The organism is Rhizobium sp. ERR 942 (assembly GCF_007828395.1).
Lineage (GTDB): Bacteria > Pseudomonadota > Alphaproteobacteria > Rhizobiales > Rhizobiaceae > Rhizobium > Rhizobium dioscoreae.
The window spans coordinates 537,618-552,298 of record NZ_VIUA01000003.1 but is presented as its reverse complement, the minus strand read 5'-3'; the positions used below and the strand labels follow the sequence as shown (position 1 = coordinate 552,298).

The window sequence follows — 14,681 nt, the reverse complement described above, 5'->3', positions numbered from 1 at the left end:
GGCCCGATGCCCATGATTTCGAAGATTCTCATAGCCAATCGCGGAGAGATCGCTCTGCGCGTGCTGCGCGCCTGCAAGGAGCTCGGCATTGCGAGCGTTGCGGTGCACTCCACGGCCGATGCCGATGCCATGCATGTACGGCTTGCGGATGAGAGCGTTTGCATCGGCCCGCCGCCGTCGCGCGAAAGCTATCTCAATATCCATCAGATCGTCGCCGCCTGCGAGATCACCGGCGCGGACGCCGTGCATCCCGGCTATGGGTTCCTGTCGGAAAATGCCAAGTTCGCCGATATTCTCGAGGCGCACGGCATTACCTTCATCGGTCCGACGGCGGAACATATCCGCATCATGGGCGACAAGATCACCGCCAAGACCACGGCGCAGCAGCTCGGCATTCCGGTCGTTCCCGGTTCCGATGGCGAAGTGAAGACCGAGGCGGATGCGCTGAAGACAGCGCGCGAGATCGGCTATCCGGTGCTCATCAAGGCAACTGCCGGCGGCGGCGGCCGCGGCATGAAGGTCGCCCGCACGGAAGAAGACCTGATCGAGGCCTGGTCGACGGCACGCACGGAAGCGGCAGCCGCCTTCGGCAACGAATCCGTCTATATGGAAAAGTACCTCGGCAAGCCGCGCCACATCGAAATCCAGGTTTTCGGTGACGGCGAAGGCAATGCGATCCATCTCGGCGAACGTGACTGCTCGCTGCAGCGCCGCCACCAGAAGGTCTGGGAAGAGGCCAACTCCCCAGCCCTCAACGTCGAGCAGCGCATGAAGATCGGCCAGATCTGCGCCGACGCGATGAAGAAGCTGAAGTATCGCGGCGCCGGCACCATCGAATTCCTCTATGAGAACGGCGAGTTCTACTTCATCGAAATGAACACCCGTCTGCAAGTGGAGCATCCGGTCACGGAAGCCATCACCGGCATCGACCTCGTGCACGAGCAGATTCGCGTCGCTTCCAGCGGCGGTCTTTCGGTCACGCAGGACGAGGTGCATTTCCAAGGCCATGCCATCGAATGCCGTATCAATGCCGAAGATGCCCGCACCTTCGTCCCCTCGCCCGGCACGATCACGCATTTCCATGCGCCCGGCGGCCTTGGCGTTCGGATCGATTCCGGTGCCTATCAGGGCTACAGGATCCCTCCCTACTACGACAGTCTGATCGGCAAACTCATCGTGCACGGGCGCACCCGCGTCGAATGCATGATGCGCCTGCGCCGTGCGCTTGACGAATTCGTTGTGGACGGCATCAAGACCACCCTGCCGCTCTTCCAGGATCTGGTTTCCAATCAGGATATCGCCAACGGCGATTACGATATCCATTGGCTGGAAAACTACCTGGCAAAAACATCGGCCTAGCCTGTGCCCGGAGCGCGCGGCAAACGTCCCGGCATTACCCCGGAGATTTTGCTGCGCGCCTATTCCATCGGGCTTTTTCCGATGGCTGAATCGGCAGACGATCCGGAGATCTTCTGGGTCGAGCCGGAATTGCGAGGCATCATCCCTTTGGATACGTTTCACGTCTCCAAGAGCCTCGCCAAGAAGATCCGTCAACACCCCTTCGATATTCGCTTCGACACGGATTTCGAAGCGGTCATCGCCGCCTGCGCTGAAGAGACGAGCGATCGCCCCAGCACCTGGATCAACGATACGATCCGCACGCTTTATGCCGCCCTGCATCATATCGGCCATGCTCATTCTGTCGAAGCCTGGGACGGCGACCGGCTGGTTGGCGGGCTCTATGGCGTTTCGCTAGGGTCGGCGTTCTTTGGCGAAAGCATGTTTTCCCGTCGCACGGACGCCTCCAAGATCTGTCTCGTCTATCTGGTGGAGCGCCTGCGCGAACGCGGCTTCACCCTGCTCGACACGCAATTCACCACCGAGCACCTGAAGACATTCGGCGCCATCGACGTGCCTAAGGATGCCTATGCCAAGATGCTGGAGAAAGCGATGGAATCGCCCAATCTCAGCTTCTCCGATGGTGGAAATCTGCCCGAAATGAATTGATTACGAAACGGACTGCCCTAAGTTCGGCACAACAGCCGAGGGTAGAATCGTGAAGAATCATATTGCAATTGCATTTCTCGCCGCGCTGACCATCGCGACGCAGACCAACGCCAAATCATTCCACGACATGTTCGGAGTCGAGCCGCCGGTAGGCGACGAAGGCGCCGTGCTTAAAACGCTGGATTTCCAGCAGGGCGCGATCAAGATCCCCACCGCCAATGCCACACTGACTGTCTCTGACCAGTTCTACTATCTCAATCCGCAGGATTCGAAGAAGGTGCTGGTCGAGCTCTGGGGCAATCCGGAAAGTTCGGTGGGTAATCCGCTCGGCATGATCTTCCCGGCCAAATATCCGCCGACCGACCCACATTCCTGGGGTTCCGTCATCGACTATGACGGCAGCGGCTATGTCTCCGATGAGGATGCAGCATCGACCGATTACGACGATCTTTTGAAGAAGATCCAGGACGCCATCAAGGAAGCGAATCCCGAACGCGAACAGCAGGGCTTCGACCCTATCACACTGGTCGGCTGGGCAGAACCGCCACATTACGATAAGGCGACCCATGCCCTCCACTGGGCGCGCGATCTGATTTTCGGCAAGGATCCCAATGCCGGTCACACGCTGAACTATTCCGTGCGCGTGCTGGGACGCGAGGGCGTCACCGAGCTCGATTTCGTCGCCGGACTGGATCAGCTGCAGGAAATCAACGCCGCTATCCCCAACGTCATCAACACCGTGCAATATGATAGCGGCAAGCGCTATGCCGATTTCACCAATGGCGACAAGATCGCCGCCTATAGTATGGCGGGCATGATCGCTGCCGGTGCGGGCGTAAAGGTTGCGGCAAAGCTTGGCCTGCTTGCAGTCGTTCTCGGCTTCTTCAAGAGTTTTGGCGTCGCACTTCTGGCATTGAAGAAAGGCCTCATCGTTGTGCTGGCGGGTGCCGTAGCGGCCGGCCGCAAGATCCTGAGTCTGTTCCGCCGCAAAGGAAATAGTGACGCCTGAAGCAATCCACGCCTGAAGTTTTTTACCGCTTCAAATCCTGATTGTGGTCTGCTATCCCTGCAAGCGAAGAGCGTTGGTGCATAGAGGTTCCACTTTGCCGTCGTAAATACCGGTCTCATCCAAATCACCCAGTGCATCGGGACGGTTCAATGCCGTCCGACGCATATTCATGTCCATCGGGTGATGGCCTGAGACCGGTTTGGCATTGTCAAAACGCGCCTAATGCAGCCACCGCTGTCTCAGCTCTTCAGCCGTCCCGCAATATCGCCGTACCGCGCCCTGAGGGGCTTGTCTCACCGCCAGCTTGGTGGACTTCCAGACGGAAGACCAAGACGGTATGTGCAATATTCTTCAGGTCCGTTGGACCCTTACGCCTAAAACATCGCCTCAACCATGGATCGCCTGCAGCGGCTGCGGATCTCCAAAACCCTTCAGATCGAGCGGCAAGATCAGGCTCAACGCCAATGGCAAGCGGCTCGATGCCTGGCTTGTCTATAAGTGCAGCGATTGCGACAAGACATGGAACCGAACGCTCTTCGAGCGCCGGACCGTTCACGACCTCGCCCCTTCCACGCTCGAGGCGCTGCAGCGCAGCGATCCGGACTGGGTACGCGCGCAGGAATTCGATCTCGACGCGCTGAGGCGGAAAGCCAAACGTATCGAGGAGCCGCCCGATGTCTCCATCCTGAAAGAGGCTATAGGTGTGGCAAGCGGCTGGACTTTGCTTGATATCGGGATATCAGCCCAATTCCCGATAAACCTGCGCCTTGATCGGCTGCTTGCATCGGAGTTGGCAATCTCGCGCTCGCGGCTTCAGGGCCTTCGTGATCGAGGCAAATTGAAAGCCTATCCGGACCGCAACGACTTGTTGCGGCACAAGATCAAAGACGGCGTGCGGATCGTACTCGACTTGTCGGAGGTGGCCGATCGTCTGGCGATAGGTGAAGCGGCGGCAAATACCGAGCGAGAATGAAACTATGCCCGCAGGAGAAAGGCTTCTGCGGGCTGCATAATCCTGCTGTGAATGTCTCGAAACCGACTACTTCGCGCCGGCAGTATCCGGCGCCGGAACGTCGGACTTCTGCTTGCACTCTTTCAGCCAGACGTCATAGATCGGATGCTCGACGGCGTTGAGGCCGGGGCTGTCGGCGAACATCCAGCCGGTGAAGATGCGGCGGATACGGCGATCGAGAGTGATCTCGTCCACCTCGACGAAACCGTCCACCTTCTGTTGCTCTGTATCGTCTCGCGAATAGCAGGCGCGCGGCGTCACCTGCAATGCACCGAACTGCACGGTTTCGTTGACATAAACATCGAAGGTGGTGATGCGGCCGGTGATCTTGTCGAGGCCCGAGAAGACCGCAACTGGATTCGATATGCGGGCAGCCTCGGCAGTAGGGGCTGCCATGATGCCGGCGAAGAGGGTGATTCCCGCTGCAGCCACCGCACGCAAAGAAGCGCTCCGCGTGAAAAACATCATATCCGCCAGTCTCCGCTTGGTCTCGGTCAAGGCGCCGAGCTCGCGCCGGCATATGTCGCGCCTAAAGCCCAATTGTGGCCAAAGGACGAGCCGGCTGCCGCGCTCAGTTGCCCGGGGTCCAGGCGTCGTAGTCGCCGGTCACGCGCGGACGCTCGCCGGCAACGGCGAGAGAGCCCGGCGGGCGGTAAGCCTGCGGCGAGCCTGTGGGATTAGCGCGATGCTCCTTCTGCCAGTCCTTGGCGACATAGTTTTCCTTGGTCGGCGGAACGTCGGTGCGGTGATGCATCCAGCCGTGCCAGCCCGGAGGAATGGCGGAGGCTTCGGTATAGCCCTTGTAGATCACCCAGCGCTTTGGAAGGCCGTAAGAGGACGTGCCGCCTTCGTAATAGACATTGCCGAACTCATCCTCGCCGACACGCTTGCCAAACCGCCAAGTCGCGAAGCGCGTCCCCATGGTCTGACTGTTCCACCAGGTGAAGGTCTGTACGATGAAATTCCACATGTCTTTTCCTCGATACCCGCTAAGCGGCGAGCGATACCAGAATTCGATAGTTTGCTTATGCCGCCCCTGATCCTGCTTGTCCAGTGATTCCAGCAGGCAAACGGCTTCATTTCAATGTCATCTTGAAGCCCAGATGCGTCGGCTTGAAACCGAGTCTTTCATAGAAGCGATGTGCATCCTTGCGAACCGCATTCGAGGTCAGCTGTACCATCCGCATGCCGCGGCGTTTCGCCTCCTCGATGCAGAAGTTGATCATCGCCGCCCCGATCCCCTGCCCGCGCATGTCGCCACGCGTCTGGACGGACTCGATGATCATCACGGACGATCCCCGACCGTGCAGCGAGGTGACGACAATTGTCTGAAAGGTGCCGACGACCTCGCCGGCAAACTCAGCGGCGTAAAGCATCTGGTTCGACGATGCGGCAATCACGCGAAAAGCATTGGCATAATCATCGTAGGCCGAAGGCTCGGCGGTATCGCCATGACCGCCCATGGTGTCGGCGGCGAAGAGCGCGATCAGGGCATGAAGGTCGGACTCTTTCGCTTCGCGGATTAGCAGGCGGCCGGCTTCCATGAATGATCTCGCCTATTCTTTCAGTGGCCCGCCAGCGGCTTCTCGAATATCAGCGCCGGAATGCCCGACTGCCCGTTGCCGCAGTTTTCCGTGCGGCCAACCTCGACAAAGCCGTGGGCCTGGTAAAAGGCGATCGCAGGCGCGTTCTGCGGATCGACCTCGAGGCGCATGATCTCCGCATCTGGGAAGCAGGTCTCCAGCTCAGCGAAAATATCGCGGCCGATACCCTCGCGCTGATGCCTGGGGCTGACATAAAGCATGTGGAGCATGACGGTTTTCGTCATCTCCTTGGACATGGCCGCATAGCCCATGCCGCCGATCGTCCTGCCGTCGTCGGCCACCAGGAATTCGGAATTCTTGTTCGCCAGCCGCGCCTTCAGCGAGGCAAGCGAATGCCAGGAGGCGTGCAGCTCGCTGACCTTCTCCGGCCCGTAGATCCGGTCATAGGTCGCATGCCAGGTTTCGCCGAGCAGAGCGCGGACCTTTTCCAGGTCCTGCTCGCTGGCGGTGCGGACGAAGAACACCGCTTATTCCTCTTCGATGCCGAGCTTGGCCTTGACCAGCGCCTGCACCGCCTGCGGGTTGGCCTTGCCGCCAGTCGACTTCATCACCTGGCCGACGAACCAGCCTGCAAGCGTCGGCTTGGCCTTGACCTTGGCGACCTGATCCGGATTGGCGGCGATGATCTCGTCGACGGCCTTTTCGATCGCGCCGGTGTCGGTGACCTGCTTCATGCCGCGCGCCTCGACAATCTCCGCGGGATCGCCGCCCTCATTGAGCACGATTTCGAACAGATCCTTGGCGATCTTGCCGGAGATGGTTTCGGCCTTGATGAGGTCGATGATCGCGCCGAGCTGGGCGGGCGAAACCGGAGTCTCTTCAATATCTTTGCCGGTTCTGTTCAGAGCGCCCAGCAAGTCGTTGATAACCCAGTTTGCCGCCATCTTGCCGTCGCGGCCGGCGGCAACTGCTTCGAAATAATCGGCAATCGCCTTTTCCGAGACGAGCACGGAGGCGTCGTAGACCGAGAGGCCGAGTTCGCGGACGAAACGCTCCTTCTTATCGTCGGGCAGCTCAGGCAGATGCTCGGCAAGCTCCGCGACGAAGGCATCGTCGAACTCAAGCGGCAGCAGATCCGGATCGGGGAAATAGCGGTAATCATGCGCATCTTCCTTCGTGCGCAGAGACCGCGTCTCGCCCTTGTTCGGATCGAACAGGCGGGTTTCCTGATCGATCGTACCGCCGTCTTCCAAAATGCCGATCTGGCGGCGTGCTTCATATTCGATCGCCTGACCAATGAAGCGGATGGAGTTGACGTTCTTGATTTCGCAGCGCGTGCCGAATTCGCCGCCGGGACGGCGAACGGAAACGTTGACGTCGGCGCGCATGGAGCCTTCGTCCATATTGCCGTCGCAGGTGCCGAGATAGCGCACGATCGAGCGCAGCTTCGTCATATAGGCCTTCGCCTCGTCGGCGGAGCGGATATCCGGCTTGGAGACGATTTCCATCAGCGCGACGCCGGAGCGGTTCAGATCGACATAGGACATGGTGGCGTGCTGGTCGTGCATCGACTTGCCGGCATCCTGTTCCAGATGCAGGCGCTCGATGCCGATCTCGATATCCTCGAACTGGCCCTGACGGTCCGGACCGAGCGAGATGACGATCTTGCCCTCGCCGACGATCGGATCCTTGAACTGCGAGATCTGATAGCCCTGCGGCAGGTCGGGATAGAAATAGTTCTTGCGGTCGAAGATCGAGCGCTTATTGATCTTGGCCTTCAGGCCGAGACCGGTGCGCACGGCTTGTTTCACGCATTCTTCGTTGATGACAGGCAGCATGCCGGGCATGGCTGCATCGACGAGCGACACGTTGGAATTCTGAGGATTGCCGAACGCCGTCGAGGCGCCGGAGAAGAGCTTGGACTTGCTCAGTACCTGGGCGTGGACTTCCATCCCGATAACGACTTCCCAATCACCCGTGGCACCGGGAATGAGGCGTTTCGGATCTGGCGTACGGACGTCGACAATGGTCATGGGAAGCTCTTGTATAATGCTGTTTTCTGCTTTGGTGAGGTAGAGCAATTGGCGAGGCGGCGCAAGGCTTTCGGCATCGGCTGCGTGCTATATGCCCGGGGCATAGGCGCCATCGCTTTCATCGACCAGCGATTTCGAAAGCCCGACTGTGGGAACATCGCTGTCGAGCTTGGGGGAATAGACGATCGACAGCCAGCGGATCTCATAGCCGCGCGCCCTGAAGAAGGCGATGGCATCGGTATTGCCCGCATGGCTCTGCAGCGAAACCTTCTCCAGCCCCTGCCCGCGCACATCCGCTTCGATCCGCGCCAAAAGTGCCGAGCCGAGGCCGCGTCTGACGAAATCCGGATCGATCCAGAAATCGGAAATCGCTTCGTCCAGCGCCTCGCGCGCCGCCCATCCCACAGCCTCGCCGTTCAGCTCGATGACCGTGATCGTCAGCCAGAGATTGCGGGTGAAATTGGTAAAGGCTTCGCTTGCACTTTCCAGCAGCTCGCCCGTGCCACCGATCGCGCCCATCGCCCTTTGCCAGGAGCGCAAGCCAATGCTCGCCAATACCGCAGTTTCACCTTCATGGGCATTGCGAATGTGGATCATCGGGCCCCCGCCATTTGGAGACAGTAAAGCACCCGCGAAAGGCTTTTGCCAGCGGAGAGACTCAATCATTTTAGCTAGTGGTAAAAGGCAAAGACGGGTTGAAGCTTGACTGCGGAGCGCAACCTGTTTTAGAGAGGCGCATCAATGGAGTTTTGATGTCCACCTTTTGTCAGTGCCGGTAAAGGCCTCGCTCGCAGGTTCTCTTGCGTGCCGGGCCTGAAAAACGAAGCCCCGACTTCCCTTGAGGGAAGCTTCGGATCGTTTTGTCGCGCCCTATGGCGCATTACGGATTCTGACTCCAATGGATATTTCACGCGCGGAACAGCGCATTCTCCACCTGCTCGCTCAGGGCGGGCGCATTGAACTCGAACGCACCGAAAAGAAGAAGATCGATACCGTTTACTGCTTCACGCGGGACGGCTGGGTCTATCCCGATTTCGGTATTGAGCTCTTTCGCAGGCTCAGGCGTCTGAAGGCCATCCGGTCTACGGACGGCCAACCCTACCGGATTACGGAAAAGGGACTGAAGCTGGTAAGGGCACAGCTGGATAACAGATAGCGAAAGCATGAGAGCCGCCCGGTGGGTGGCTCTCATCTGCCGATGCGGCTCGGGCAAGACGCTCCGATAGCGATCAAAATGTCCTGATGATGTCAGTCACATGGTCGCCGCGGCGATCGCTTTCCTGCTGCACCGTATCGCGCCTTTCGTTCATGGCGGCGATTTGATCCTCGCTATCCGCTAAGGCCTTCAAATAGCGCTTCTTCAGATCGCTGTTGTCGGGCACGGCGCTGAGATTGCGCCTTATCCGCTCCTGCTCGTTGACGGTTTTTTCGATTTCGCTATCGAGGCTCGCCAGTTCGTTCTGGATCGCGACCTGCCTTTTACGGGCGTCGGCGAGATTTGTAAGCTTGTCCGTCAGTTCCTTGTCATGGGTCGAGGCCGACCAGCCGAGCAGCATGTCCGGATCGGTATCGACCAAGGCGTAGCTGTTGCTCTGAAGCTGCTCGTCGACTGCCGTCAGTACTTTTTCCGCCCCAGCTGGTACCACCGCCTTGAGCCGCTGGTGCGTTGCCGTCTTGCCGAAGCTTTCGGTCGAAGAAAATGACCAGCCGTCCCGGATGGGGTGCTCGATGACAACAGTCCGTTCGCCGTCCAGCGCGCCTGATACGGTGTATGTCGTCGTCTGGCGATATTTGACGGTAGCGTTCATCACGCCGTCGGCAACCTTCAGCGAGGCGATCTCCTCCGTCGGCGTTTGCTGCTCGCTGATCGTTACCTTGCGATCGGTCGCGAAACTGGCGAGGCGCGTGTCGTCCTTGGGTAATGCCGATAGCTGAGAATCGCCGATATAGCCGGTTTTGCCGTTGTAAAGCGTCAGGATTCCCGCCGGCAGGCTGACGCCGGTGGCATTCTTCAGCATTACCGCGGCGATGGGATTGCGCAGGCTGCTGCCGGCTCGATACATATCCACCATGTCGGCCTCCACTTCTGCATCCATGATCGGCACCGACAAGGTATCGCCATTGGCCAGATCGTAGGTCCCCGGAAGCTCGAAAGTGGCCGAGATATCGCTCTCGGTCGCGCTGGCGGGATTGGACGCGGCAATCTGCATCGGCGCGACCGAACCTTCCAGCTCGTCAGCCGCGTATGCCTTTCTGCTGACGCCACCCATCATCGCCTTGGCAGGTGCGGGCGCGGCTCGTTCCTCGGCATTCGAAGCGAGACGCTGCCTGTTGGACAGATCGCCGCTATCGGGATCAGGGCCACTGTTGGACGCAGTGTTGACAGGCACTTCCTGCCGCTCTTTCCAGTAGAGCTGGTGCAGACCCTGTTTCAGCGTCACCGGCTCCGCAGAGGTCAGCGTCAGCTTGATGCCCTTCCAGTCCTCGCCGCTGGCATTTTCCAGCACCGTCCATGCCTGCAGGCGCGCCTTGTTCTTTTCGTCGATCACGACCTTATAAGCCGTTTTCCAGATCGGCGACGGGACGACATAGGTGAGGCCGATATCGCCGCTGTCCTTTACACCATTCACCTTGATATCGATGGTGCGGGTGCGGTCGTTCTTGCCGCGGGCGATGGCTGCGGCCGCCTGGGCGAGCTTTGCTCTTACGTCGGGGTCATCAAACCCGACGGAGGCATCTTCACCAAGCGCCAGCGTCTCCACCGCGCCATCCCTATCGATGACAGTCAGCAGATAAACCGTCGTCTTCTCCTCCGCCTTCCTCTGCTCGATTCCCAGAATGCTTCCCTCGACGGTCTTTCCGCCGCTGGTGACCGAAACTTTGGCGCCCTGCATCGATGTCAGAAGCGACGGCACCGAGGAGAGCGCTTCCAGACTGAACGGCAGGCCCTTGAACGTCTCCTGCAATGGCTGCGGCCCCGCCAGCGTCATGCCTGCCACTGAACCTGCGGACCCGTTGACCACAAGGCTCTTCAGGATGTCATCGATCTGATCAAGGGGAACCTCGATCCGGATCACGCCGTTGCTGCTGATATCGGCCGATCGAGACACCTGGGCCAGGCCGCCCGACGACAGGGTGATGGATCGAATGGCCCCATTATCGGCCGCCAGCAGGATCGCTGGGCATGACACGCTGAGGAGCAGGATCGCCGTGACTTGCTTGAGCATGAAGAGACCTTCCGATTCGGTTGCAGAGGACGAGACCACGCGGCCTGCTGCAATTTATGATCGTATTTCGGTCCAAAGTGTGATGGAGCGCGGGCGGAATATTGGCATGTGCAAAAAGGGCCGCCCGGATTTCCGGACGGCCCTTCCGATAAGCGGCGTCAGATGTCGCGAAGCTTGACGAGATTGGTCATCAAGCCGTTCGTCTCCTTGTGGTGCTTACCACCACTTCGCCGGCGTGAACTTGCCGGCGGCCTGTTCGATGACGTGGGCGGTCTTGAAGAGGGTTTCTTCTTCGAATGGCTTGCCGATGAGCTGCAGGCCGAGCGGCAGGCCCTTCGGGTCGAGGCCGGCAGGGACGGCGATGCCCGGGAGACCGGCCATGTTGACCGTCACCGTAAAGATGTCGTTCAGGTACATCTTTACCGGATCGGAAGCGAGGTCTTCGTCGGCAATACCGAAGGCCGAGGATGGGGTGGCGGGCGTCAGGATCGCATCGACGCCGGCGTTGAAGGCCAGTTCGAAATCGCGCTTGATCAGCGTGCGCACCTTCTGGGCGCGCAGGTAATAGGCGTCGTAGTAGCCGGCCGAGAGAACATAGGTGCCGATCATGATGCGGCGTTTCACTTCCTGGCCGAAGCCGGCAGCGCGCGTCTTCTCGTACATGTCGATGATATCCTTGCCGTCGACGCGCAGGCCGTAGCGAACGCCGTCGTAGCGGGCAAGGTTCGAAGAGGCCTCGGCGGGCGCGACGATGTAATAGGCCGGCAGCGCGTATTTGGTGTGCGGCAGCGAGATGTTGACGATCTCGGCGCCAGCATCCTTCAGCCAGGCGATACCCTGCTGCCAGAGCGTCTCGATCTCTTCCGGCATGCCATCGACACGGTATTCATTTGGGATGCCGATCTTCATACCCTTCAGCGACTGGCCGAGCGAGGCTTCGTAGTCCGGCACCGGCAGGTCGACCGAGGTCGTGTCCTTGGCATCGACGCTTGCCATCGACTTCAGCAGGATGGCGGCATCGCGCACGTCGCGGGCGATCGGGCCGGCCTGGTCGAGCGACGAGGCGAAGGCGACGATGCCCCAGCGCGAGCAGCGGCCATAGGTCGGCTTGATGCCGACGGTACCAGTGAAGGCCGCGGGCTGGCGAATGGAGCCACCCGTATCCGTGGCCGTTGCGCCGGCGCAGAGATGGGCGGCGACGGCAGCGGCTGAACCGCCCGACGAGCCGCCAGGAACGAGCTGCTGGTTCGAACCCTTGGCGCGCCAGGGGTTGATCACCGGGCCGTAGTAGGAGCTCTCGTTGGAGGAGCCCATGGCGAACTCGTCCATGTTGAGCTTGCCCAGCATGACGGCGCCGTCGTTCCAGAGATTCTGCGTGACGGTCGATTCATAGTGCGGCTCGAAACCGTCCAGGATGTGGCTGCAGGCCTGCGTATGAATGCCTTCTGTGCCGAACAGGTCCTTGATGCCAAGCGGAATGCCTTCGAGCGGGCCGGCTTTGCCTTCCGCAAGGCGAGCGTCCGACACCTTGGCCATTGTCAGCGCCTTTTGAGGCGTCACCTTCACATAGGCATTGAGCTGAGCATTGGCAGCCTCGATCGCCGAGATATAGGCCTCGGTCAGTTCGGTGGCGGTAATCTCCTTGGCGCGCAGCTTGTCGCGGGCTTCGGCAATGGTCAGGCTGGTCAGTTCGCTCATTTTGTTTCGCTTCAGATCTGGAATTGGGCAACGGGTCGGAAAGGCTCGAAGGAACCGTTATTCGACGACTTTGGGCACCAGGAAGAAATTCTGATCGGTATTCGGCGCATTGGCGACGATGTCGGCAGCCTTGTTGCCGTCCGTTACTTCGTCGGCGCGCTTCTTCATCGCCATCGGGGTTACCGAGGTCATGGCTTCGACGCCATCGACATTCACTTCGGAGAGCTGCTCGACGAAGCCAAGAATGCCGTTAAGCTCACCCATCATCCGCTGCGCTTCGTCTTCATTGACGGCGATGCGGGCAAGATGGGCGACGCGTTTGACAGTGGCGAGATCGACGGACATGGCATTCTCCGGATAGGTGACTTATCCACTAAAGTGAATTTGCTTCACGCTATAAAGGCCATGCCCGCCATACGCAACGGGTATCGTCAGGCAGAAACGCTCTCGCCCACCTTCGGCGCGGCAACCGCCGTCTTCGAGCCTTCCATGCCGGCGATGAACTTTTCCGGCGTCTGGTCGATGATGGGGAACGTGCCGTAGTGGCAGGGAATGGCGGTCTTGAAGTTGAAGAAGCGCTGGCAGGCGAGTGCCGCCACCGCACCGCCCATGGTGAAGCGGTCGCCGATCGGCAGGATGCCGATATCGGGCTGATGCAGTTCATTGATCAGCGCCATATCCGAGAAGATATCCGTATCACCCATATGGAACAGCGTCGGCTCGTCATCGAAATGCAGCATCAGGCCATTCGGATTGCCGAGCGCATGGGAAACGCCGTCCTCGGTGATCTGGGCGGAGGAATGCAGCGCATTGGTAAAGGTGGCCGAGAAGCCGCCGAGGCCGACGGTGCCGCCAGTATTGCCCATTTCCAGCTTCTCGACGCCCTTGGTGCCGAGCCAGGAGGCGAGATCGGCATTGGCGAGAACGACGGCGCCAGTATCTTTGGCGATCTGAACCGTGTCACCGACATGGTCGCCATGGCCGTGTGTCAGCAGGATATGAGTCACGCCCTGAGCAACCTCCTTGATGTTGAGACCGGCGGCCGCAAAGGAAGAATTGTAAGACAGAAATGGATCGATCAGTATTTTTGCCGTCGCCGTTTCAATGCGAAAAGCGGAGTGGCCGAGCCAGGTGATCTTCATTGGATTTCTCCTTATGACTTGATTTGAAATGTCAGGCTGGTGTCTAGGAGATATCTCAAACCGCAACAAAGAAAAGCGGTTAGGACTTCAATTTGTTTTGACAGGAGCAGTACCCTGATGACGACGCTGACCATCGAAGATCTAGCCGTGATGCTCCTGCCCGGTCAGCCGATTGCCGGTCTCGATCTCGGCACAAAGACGATTGGATTGGCCATGTCGGATCTCGGGCGGCGTTTCGCCACGCCCCGCCCCGTCATCAAGCGCGTGAAATTCACCCAGGATGCCGAAACATTGCTCGCCTTCGCCGAGAAGGAAAAGGTCGCAGCTTTCGTCATAGGGCTCCCGATGAACATGGATGGCTCTGCCGGACCGCGCGTGCAGGCAACGCGCGCCTTCGTGCGCAGCATGTCGGAAAAGACCGCCCTTCCCTTCGTCTTCTGGGACGAGCGGCTTTCGACCGTGGCGGCCGAGCGGGCGCTGCTGGAAATGGACGTCTCGCGGGCCAAGCGCGCCGAGCGCATCGACTCGGCGGCGGCAAGCTTCATTCTTCAGGGAGCCTTGGACAGGCTATCGGCGCTCGGCAGGGCCGCCTTGCCCGATTCGGACGCCTCCTGACGGTGCTTCCACCATCCGATGATGGCTGCCCGTCGGCGAAAGCCGTAGATCGCGAAGACCAGAAAGCTGTCGAAAGCGATGGCGCGCGCCACCAGCGGCGGAATGGTCTCGGGTGGAATGCCGAGGATCTTGCCGTAGATATCGAAGACCAGGTCATGCATCTGCCGCGTCAGCATGAAGATGCCGAAGCTCATGTCGTAGTACGACAGATAATACCATGCCCCGAGAAACGAGACCGGTCCGGCCCAGCAAATCAACAACCACTTCATGCGGTACCCCTTCGACGCTGAAATTGCGTCGTGCCAGCCGAAAGGACGAGCCAGTTCGACAGCGCCATGGCGCTCAACACCATCGCGGGCAGCGTTATATCTAGTGCAAGCACGGCAAAGAACAT

At 59.6% G+C, this 14,681-nt stretch carries 17 protein-coding genes; 6 read left to right on the top strand and 11 right to left on the bottom strand.

Going from position 1 to position 14,681, the window contains the following annotated elements; all coding sequences use genetic code 11:
• Nucleotides 1-6: 6 nt before the first annotated feature.
• The 4 genes from accC to FBZ97_RS15265 all read left to right on the top strand — a co-directional run bounded on the left by accC (nt 7) and on the right by FBZ97_RS15265 (nt 3,989).
• Nucleotides 7-1,359: an acetyl-CoA carboxylase biotin carboxylase subunit gene (accC, locus tag FBZ97_RS15280; RefSeq protein WP_186449501.1), complete on the top strand. Its 1,353-nt coding sequence runs from the start codon at nt 7-9 to the stop codon at nt 1,357-1,359.
• Between the two features lie 3 nt (nt 1,360-1,362).
• A complete protein-coding gene (aat, locus tag FBZ97_RS15275) occupies nt 1,363-2,007 on the top strand; it encodes a leucyl/phenylalanyl-tRNA--protein transferase (protein WP_145320337.1) in 645 nt (214 codons plus the stop codon).
• A 49-nt stretch (nt 2,008-2,056) separates the two neighbouring features.
• A complete protein-coding gene (locus FBZ97_RS15270) occupies nt 2,057-3,016 on the top strand; it encodes a DUF2167 domain-containing protein (protein WP_145320339.1) in 960 nt (319 codons plus the stop codon).
• 337 nt (nt 3,017-3,353) lie between these two features.
• Nucleotides 3,354-3,989, top strand: coding sequence for a DUF1062 domain-containing protein (locus FBZ97_RS15265; RefSeq protein WP_145320341.1), 636 nt, complete (start codon nt 3,354-3,356; stop codon nt 3,987-3,989).
• A gap of 66 nt (nt 3,990-4,055) precedes the next feature.
• On the opposite strand, the gene FBZ97_RS15260 is transcribed toward FBZ97_RS15265, so the two are convergent.
• From FBZ97_RS15260 to FBZ97_RS15235, 6 genes are all read right to left on the bottom strand, one after another.
• Nucleotides 4,056-4,496: a DUF2155 domain-containing protein gene (locus FBZ97_RS15260; protein ID WP_069614929.1), complete on the bottom strand. Its 441-nt coding sequence runs from the start codon at nt 4,494-4,496 to the stop codon at nt 4,056-4,058.
• A 103-nt stretch (nt 4,497-4,599) separates the two neighbouring features.
• The gene (locus FBZ97_RS15255) at nt 4,600-4,998 is read right to left on the bottom strand and encodes an NADH:ubiquinone oxidoreductase subunit NDUFA12 (RefSeq protein WP_145320343.1); all 399 of its coding nucleotides are present in this window, start codon (nt 4,996-4,998) and stop codon (nt 4,600-4,602) included.
• A gap of 106 nt (nt 4,999-5,104) precedes the next feature.
• The gene (locus tag FBZ97_RS15250; protein ID WP_145320345.1) at nt 5,105-5,572 is read right to left on the bottom strand and encodes a GNAT family N-acetyltransferase; all 468 of its coding nucleotides are present in this window, start codon (nt 5,570-5,572) and stop codon (nt 5,105-5,107) included.
• Nucleotides 5,573-5,592: 20 nt separating this feature from the next.
• A complete protein-coding gene (locus FBZ97_RS15245; protein ID WP_145320347.1) occupies nt 5,593-6,096 on the bottom strand; it encodes a GNAT family N-acetyltransferase in 504 nt (167 codons plus the stop codon).
• Nucleotides 6,097-6,099: 3 nt separating this feature from the next.
• A complete protein-coding gene (gene gatB, locus FBZ97_RS15240; RefSeq protein ID WP_145320349.1) occupies nt 6,100-7,605 on the bottom strand; it encodes an Asp-tRNA(Asn)/Glu-tRNA(Gln) amidotransferase subunit GatB in 1,506 nt (501 codons plus the stop codon).
• An 87-nt stretch (nt 7,606-7,692) separates the two neighbouring features.
• Entirely contained in the window at nt 7,693-8,202 is a 510-nt protein-coding gene (locus FBZ97_RS15235; protein ID WP_113351550.1) for a GNAT family N-acetyltransferase, read from the bottom strand.
• A 301-nt stretch (nt 8,203-8,503) separates the two neighbouring features.
• Between FBZ97_RS15235 and FBZ97_RS15230 the strand changes: the two genes are divergently transcribed.
• A complete protein-coding gene (locus tag FBZ97_RS15230) occupies nt 8,504-8,761 on the top strand; it encodes a YjhX family toxin (protein ID WP_069614935.1) in 258 nt (85 codons plus the stop codon).
• A gap of 73 nt (nt 8,762-8,834) precedes the next feature.
• Here FBZ97_RS15230 and FBZ97_RS15225 read toward each other — a convergent pair whose 3' ends face one another.
• The 4 genes from FBZ97_RS15225 to FBZ97_RS15210 form a co-directional block, all read right to left on the bottom strand.
• Nucleotides 8,835-10,832, bottom strand: a complete 1,998-nt coding sequence (locus FBZ97_RS15225) for a DUF4139 domain-containing protein (RefSeq protein ID WP_145320351.1) — start codon at nt 10,830-10,832, stop codon at nt 8,835-8,837.
• 216 nt (nt 10,833-11,048) lie between these two features.
• On the bottom strand, nt 11,049-12,530 hold the full coding sequence (gene gatA, locus FBZ97_RS15220; protein WP_145320353.1) for an Asp-tRNA(Asn)/Glu-tRNA(Gln) amidotransferase subunit GatA: 1,482 nt from the start codon (nt 12,528-12,530) through the stop codon (nt 11,049-11,051).
• 57 nt (nt 12,531-12,587) lie between these two features.
• Entirely contained in the window at nt 12,588-12,875 is a 288-nt protein-coding gene (gene gatC, locus FBZ97_RS15215; RefSeq protein WP_037194314.1) for an Asp-tRNA(Asn)/Glu-tRNA(Gln) amidotransferase subunit GatC, read from the bottom strand.
• An 86-nt stretch (nt 12,876-12,961) separates the two neighbouring features.
• A complete protein-coding gene (locus FBZ97_RS15210) occupies nt 12,962-13,672 on the bottom strand; it encodes a metal-dependent hydrolase (RefSeq protein ID WP_145320355.1) in 711 nt (236 codons plus the stop codon).
• A gap of 117 nt (nt 13,673-13,789) precedes the next feature.
• On the opposite strand from FBZ97_RS15210, the gene ruvX reads away from it, so the two are divergent.
• Nucleotides 13,790-14,287: a Holliday junction resolvase RuvX gene (gene ruvX, locus FBZ97_RS15205; protein WP_095434546.1), complete on the top strand. Its 498-nt coding sequence runs from the start codon at nt 13,790-13,792 to the stop codon at nt 14,285-14,287.
• Here ruvX and FBZ97_RS15200 read toward each other — a convergent pair.
• Nucleotides 14,221-14,556 (bottom strand): DUF6105 family protein, encoded by a 336-nt coding sequence (locus tag FBZ97_RS15200; protein ID WP_145320358.1) that lies wholly within the window; start codon nt 14,554-14,556, stop codon nt 14,221-14,223. The two genes, ruvX and FBZ97_RS15200, sit on opposite strands and share 67 nt — an antisense overlap.
• Between the last annotated feature and the right edge of the window lie 125 nt (nt 14,557-14,681).

Bases quoted from the DNA above. Each gene is read 5' to 3' on its own strand.
- ruvX (WP_095434546.1), top strand. From the start codon at position 13,790: ATGACGACGCTGACCATCGAAGATCTAGCCGTGATGCTCCTGCCCGGT.
- gatA (WP_145320353.1), bottom strand. From the start codon at position 12,530: ATGAGCGAACTGACCAGCCTGACCATTGCCGAAGCCCGCGACAAGCTG.
- FBZ97_RS15250 (WP_145320345.1), bottom strand. From the start codon at position 5,572: ATGGAAGCCGGCCGCCTGCTAATCCGCGAAGCGAAAGAGTCCGACCTT.
- FBZ97_RS15230 (WP_069614935.1), top strand. From the start codon at position 8,504: ATGGATATTTCACGCGCGGAACAGCGCATTCTCCACCTGCTCGCTCAG.
- FBZ97_RS15200 (WP_145320358.1), bottom strand. From the start codon at position 14,556: ATGAAGTGGTTGTTGATTTGCTGGGCCGGACCGGTCTCGTTTCTCGGG.
- gatC (WP_037194314.1), bottom strand. From the start codon at position 12,875: ATGTCCGTCGATCTCGCCACTGTCAAACGCGTCGCCCATCTTGCCCGC.
- FBZ97_RS15235 (WP_113351550.1), bottom strand. From the start codon at position 8,202: ATGATCCACATTCGCAATGCCCATGAAGGTGAAACTGCGGTATTGGCG.
- accC (WP_186449501.1), top strand. From the start codon at position 7: ATGCCCATGATTTCGAAGATTCTCATAGCCAATCGCGGAGAGATCGCT.
- FBZ97_RS15255 (WP_145320343.1), bottom strand. From the start codon at position 4,998: ATGTGGAATTTCATCGTACAGACCTTCACCTGGTGGAACAGTCAGACC.
- FBZ97_RS15210 (WP_145320355.1), bottom strand. From the start codon at position 13,672: ATGAAGATCACCTGGCTCGGCCACTCCGCTTTTCGCATTGAAACGGCG.
- FBZ97_RS15260 (WP_069614929.1), bottom strand. From the start codon at position 4,496: ATGATGTTTTTCACGCGGAGCGCTTCTTTGCGTGCGGTGGCTGCAGCG.
- FBZ97_RS15265 (WP_145320341.1), top strand. From the start codon at position 3,354: ATGTGCAATATTCTTCAGGTCCGTTGGACCCTTACGCCTAAAACATCG.
- gatB (WP_145320349.1), bottom strand. From the start codon at position 7,605: ATGACCATTGTCGACGTCCGTACGCCAGATCCGAAACGCCTCATTCCC.
- FBZ97_RS15225 (WP_145320351.1), bottom strand. From the start codon at position 10,832: ATGCTCAAGCAAGTCACGGCGATCCTGCTCCTCAGCGTGTCATGCCCA.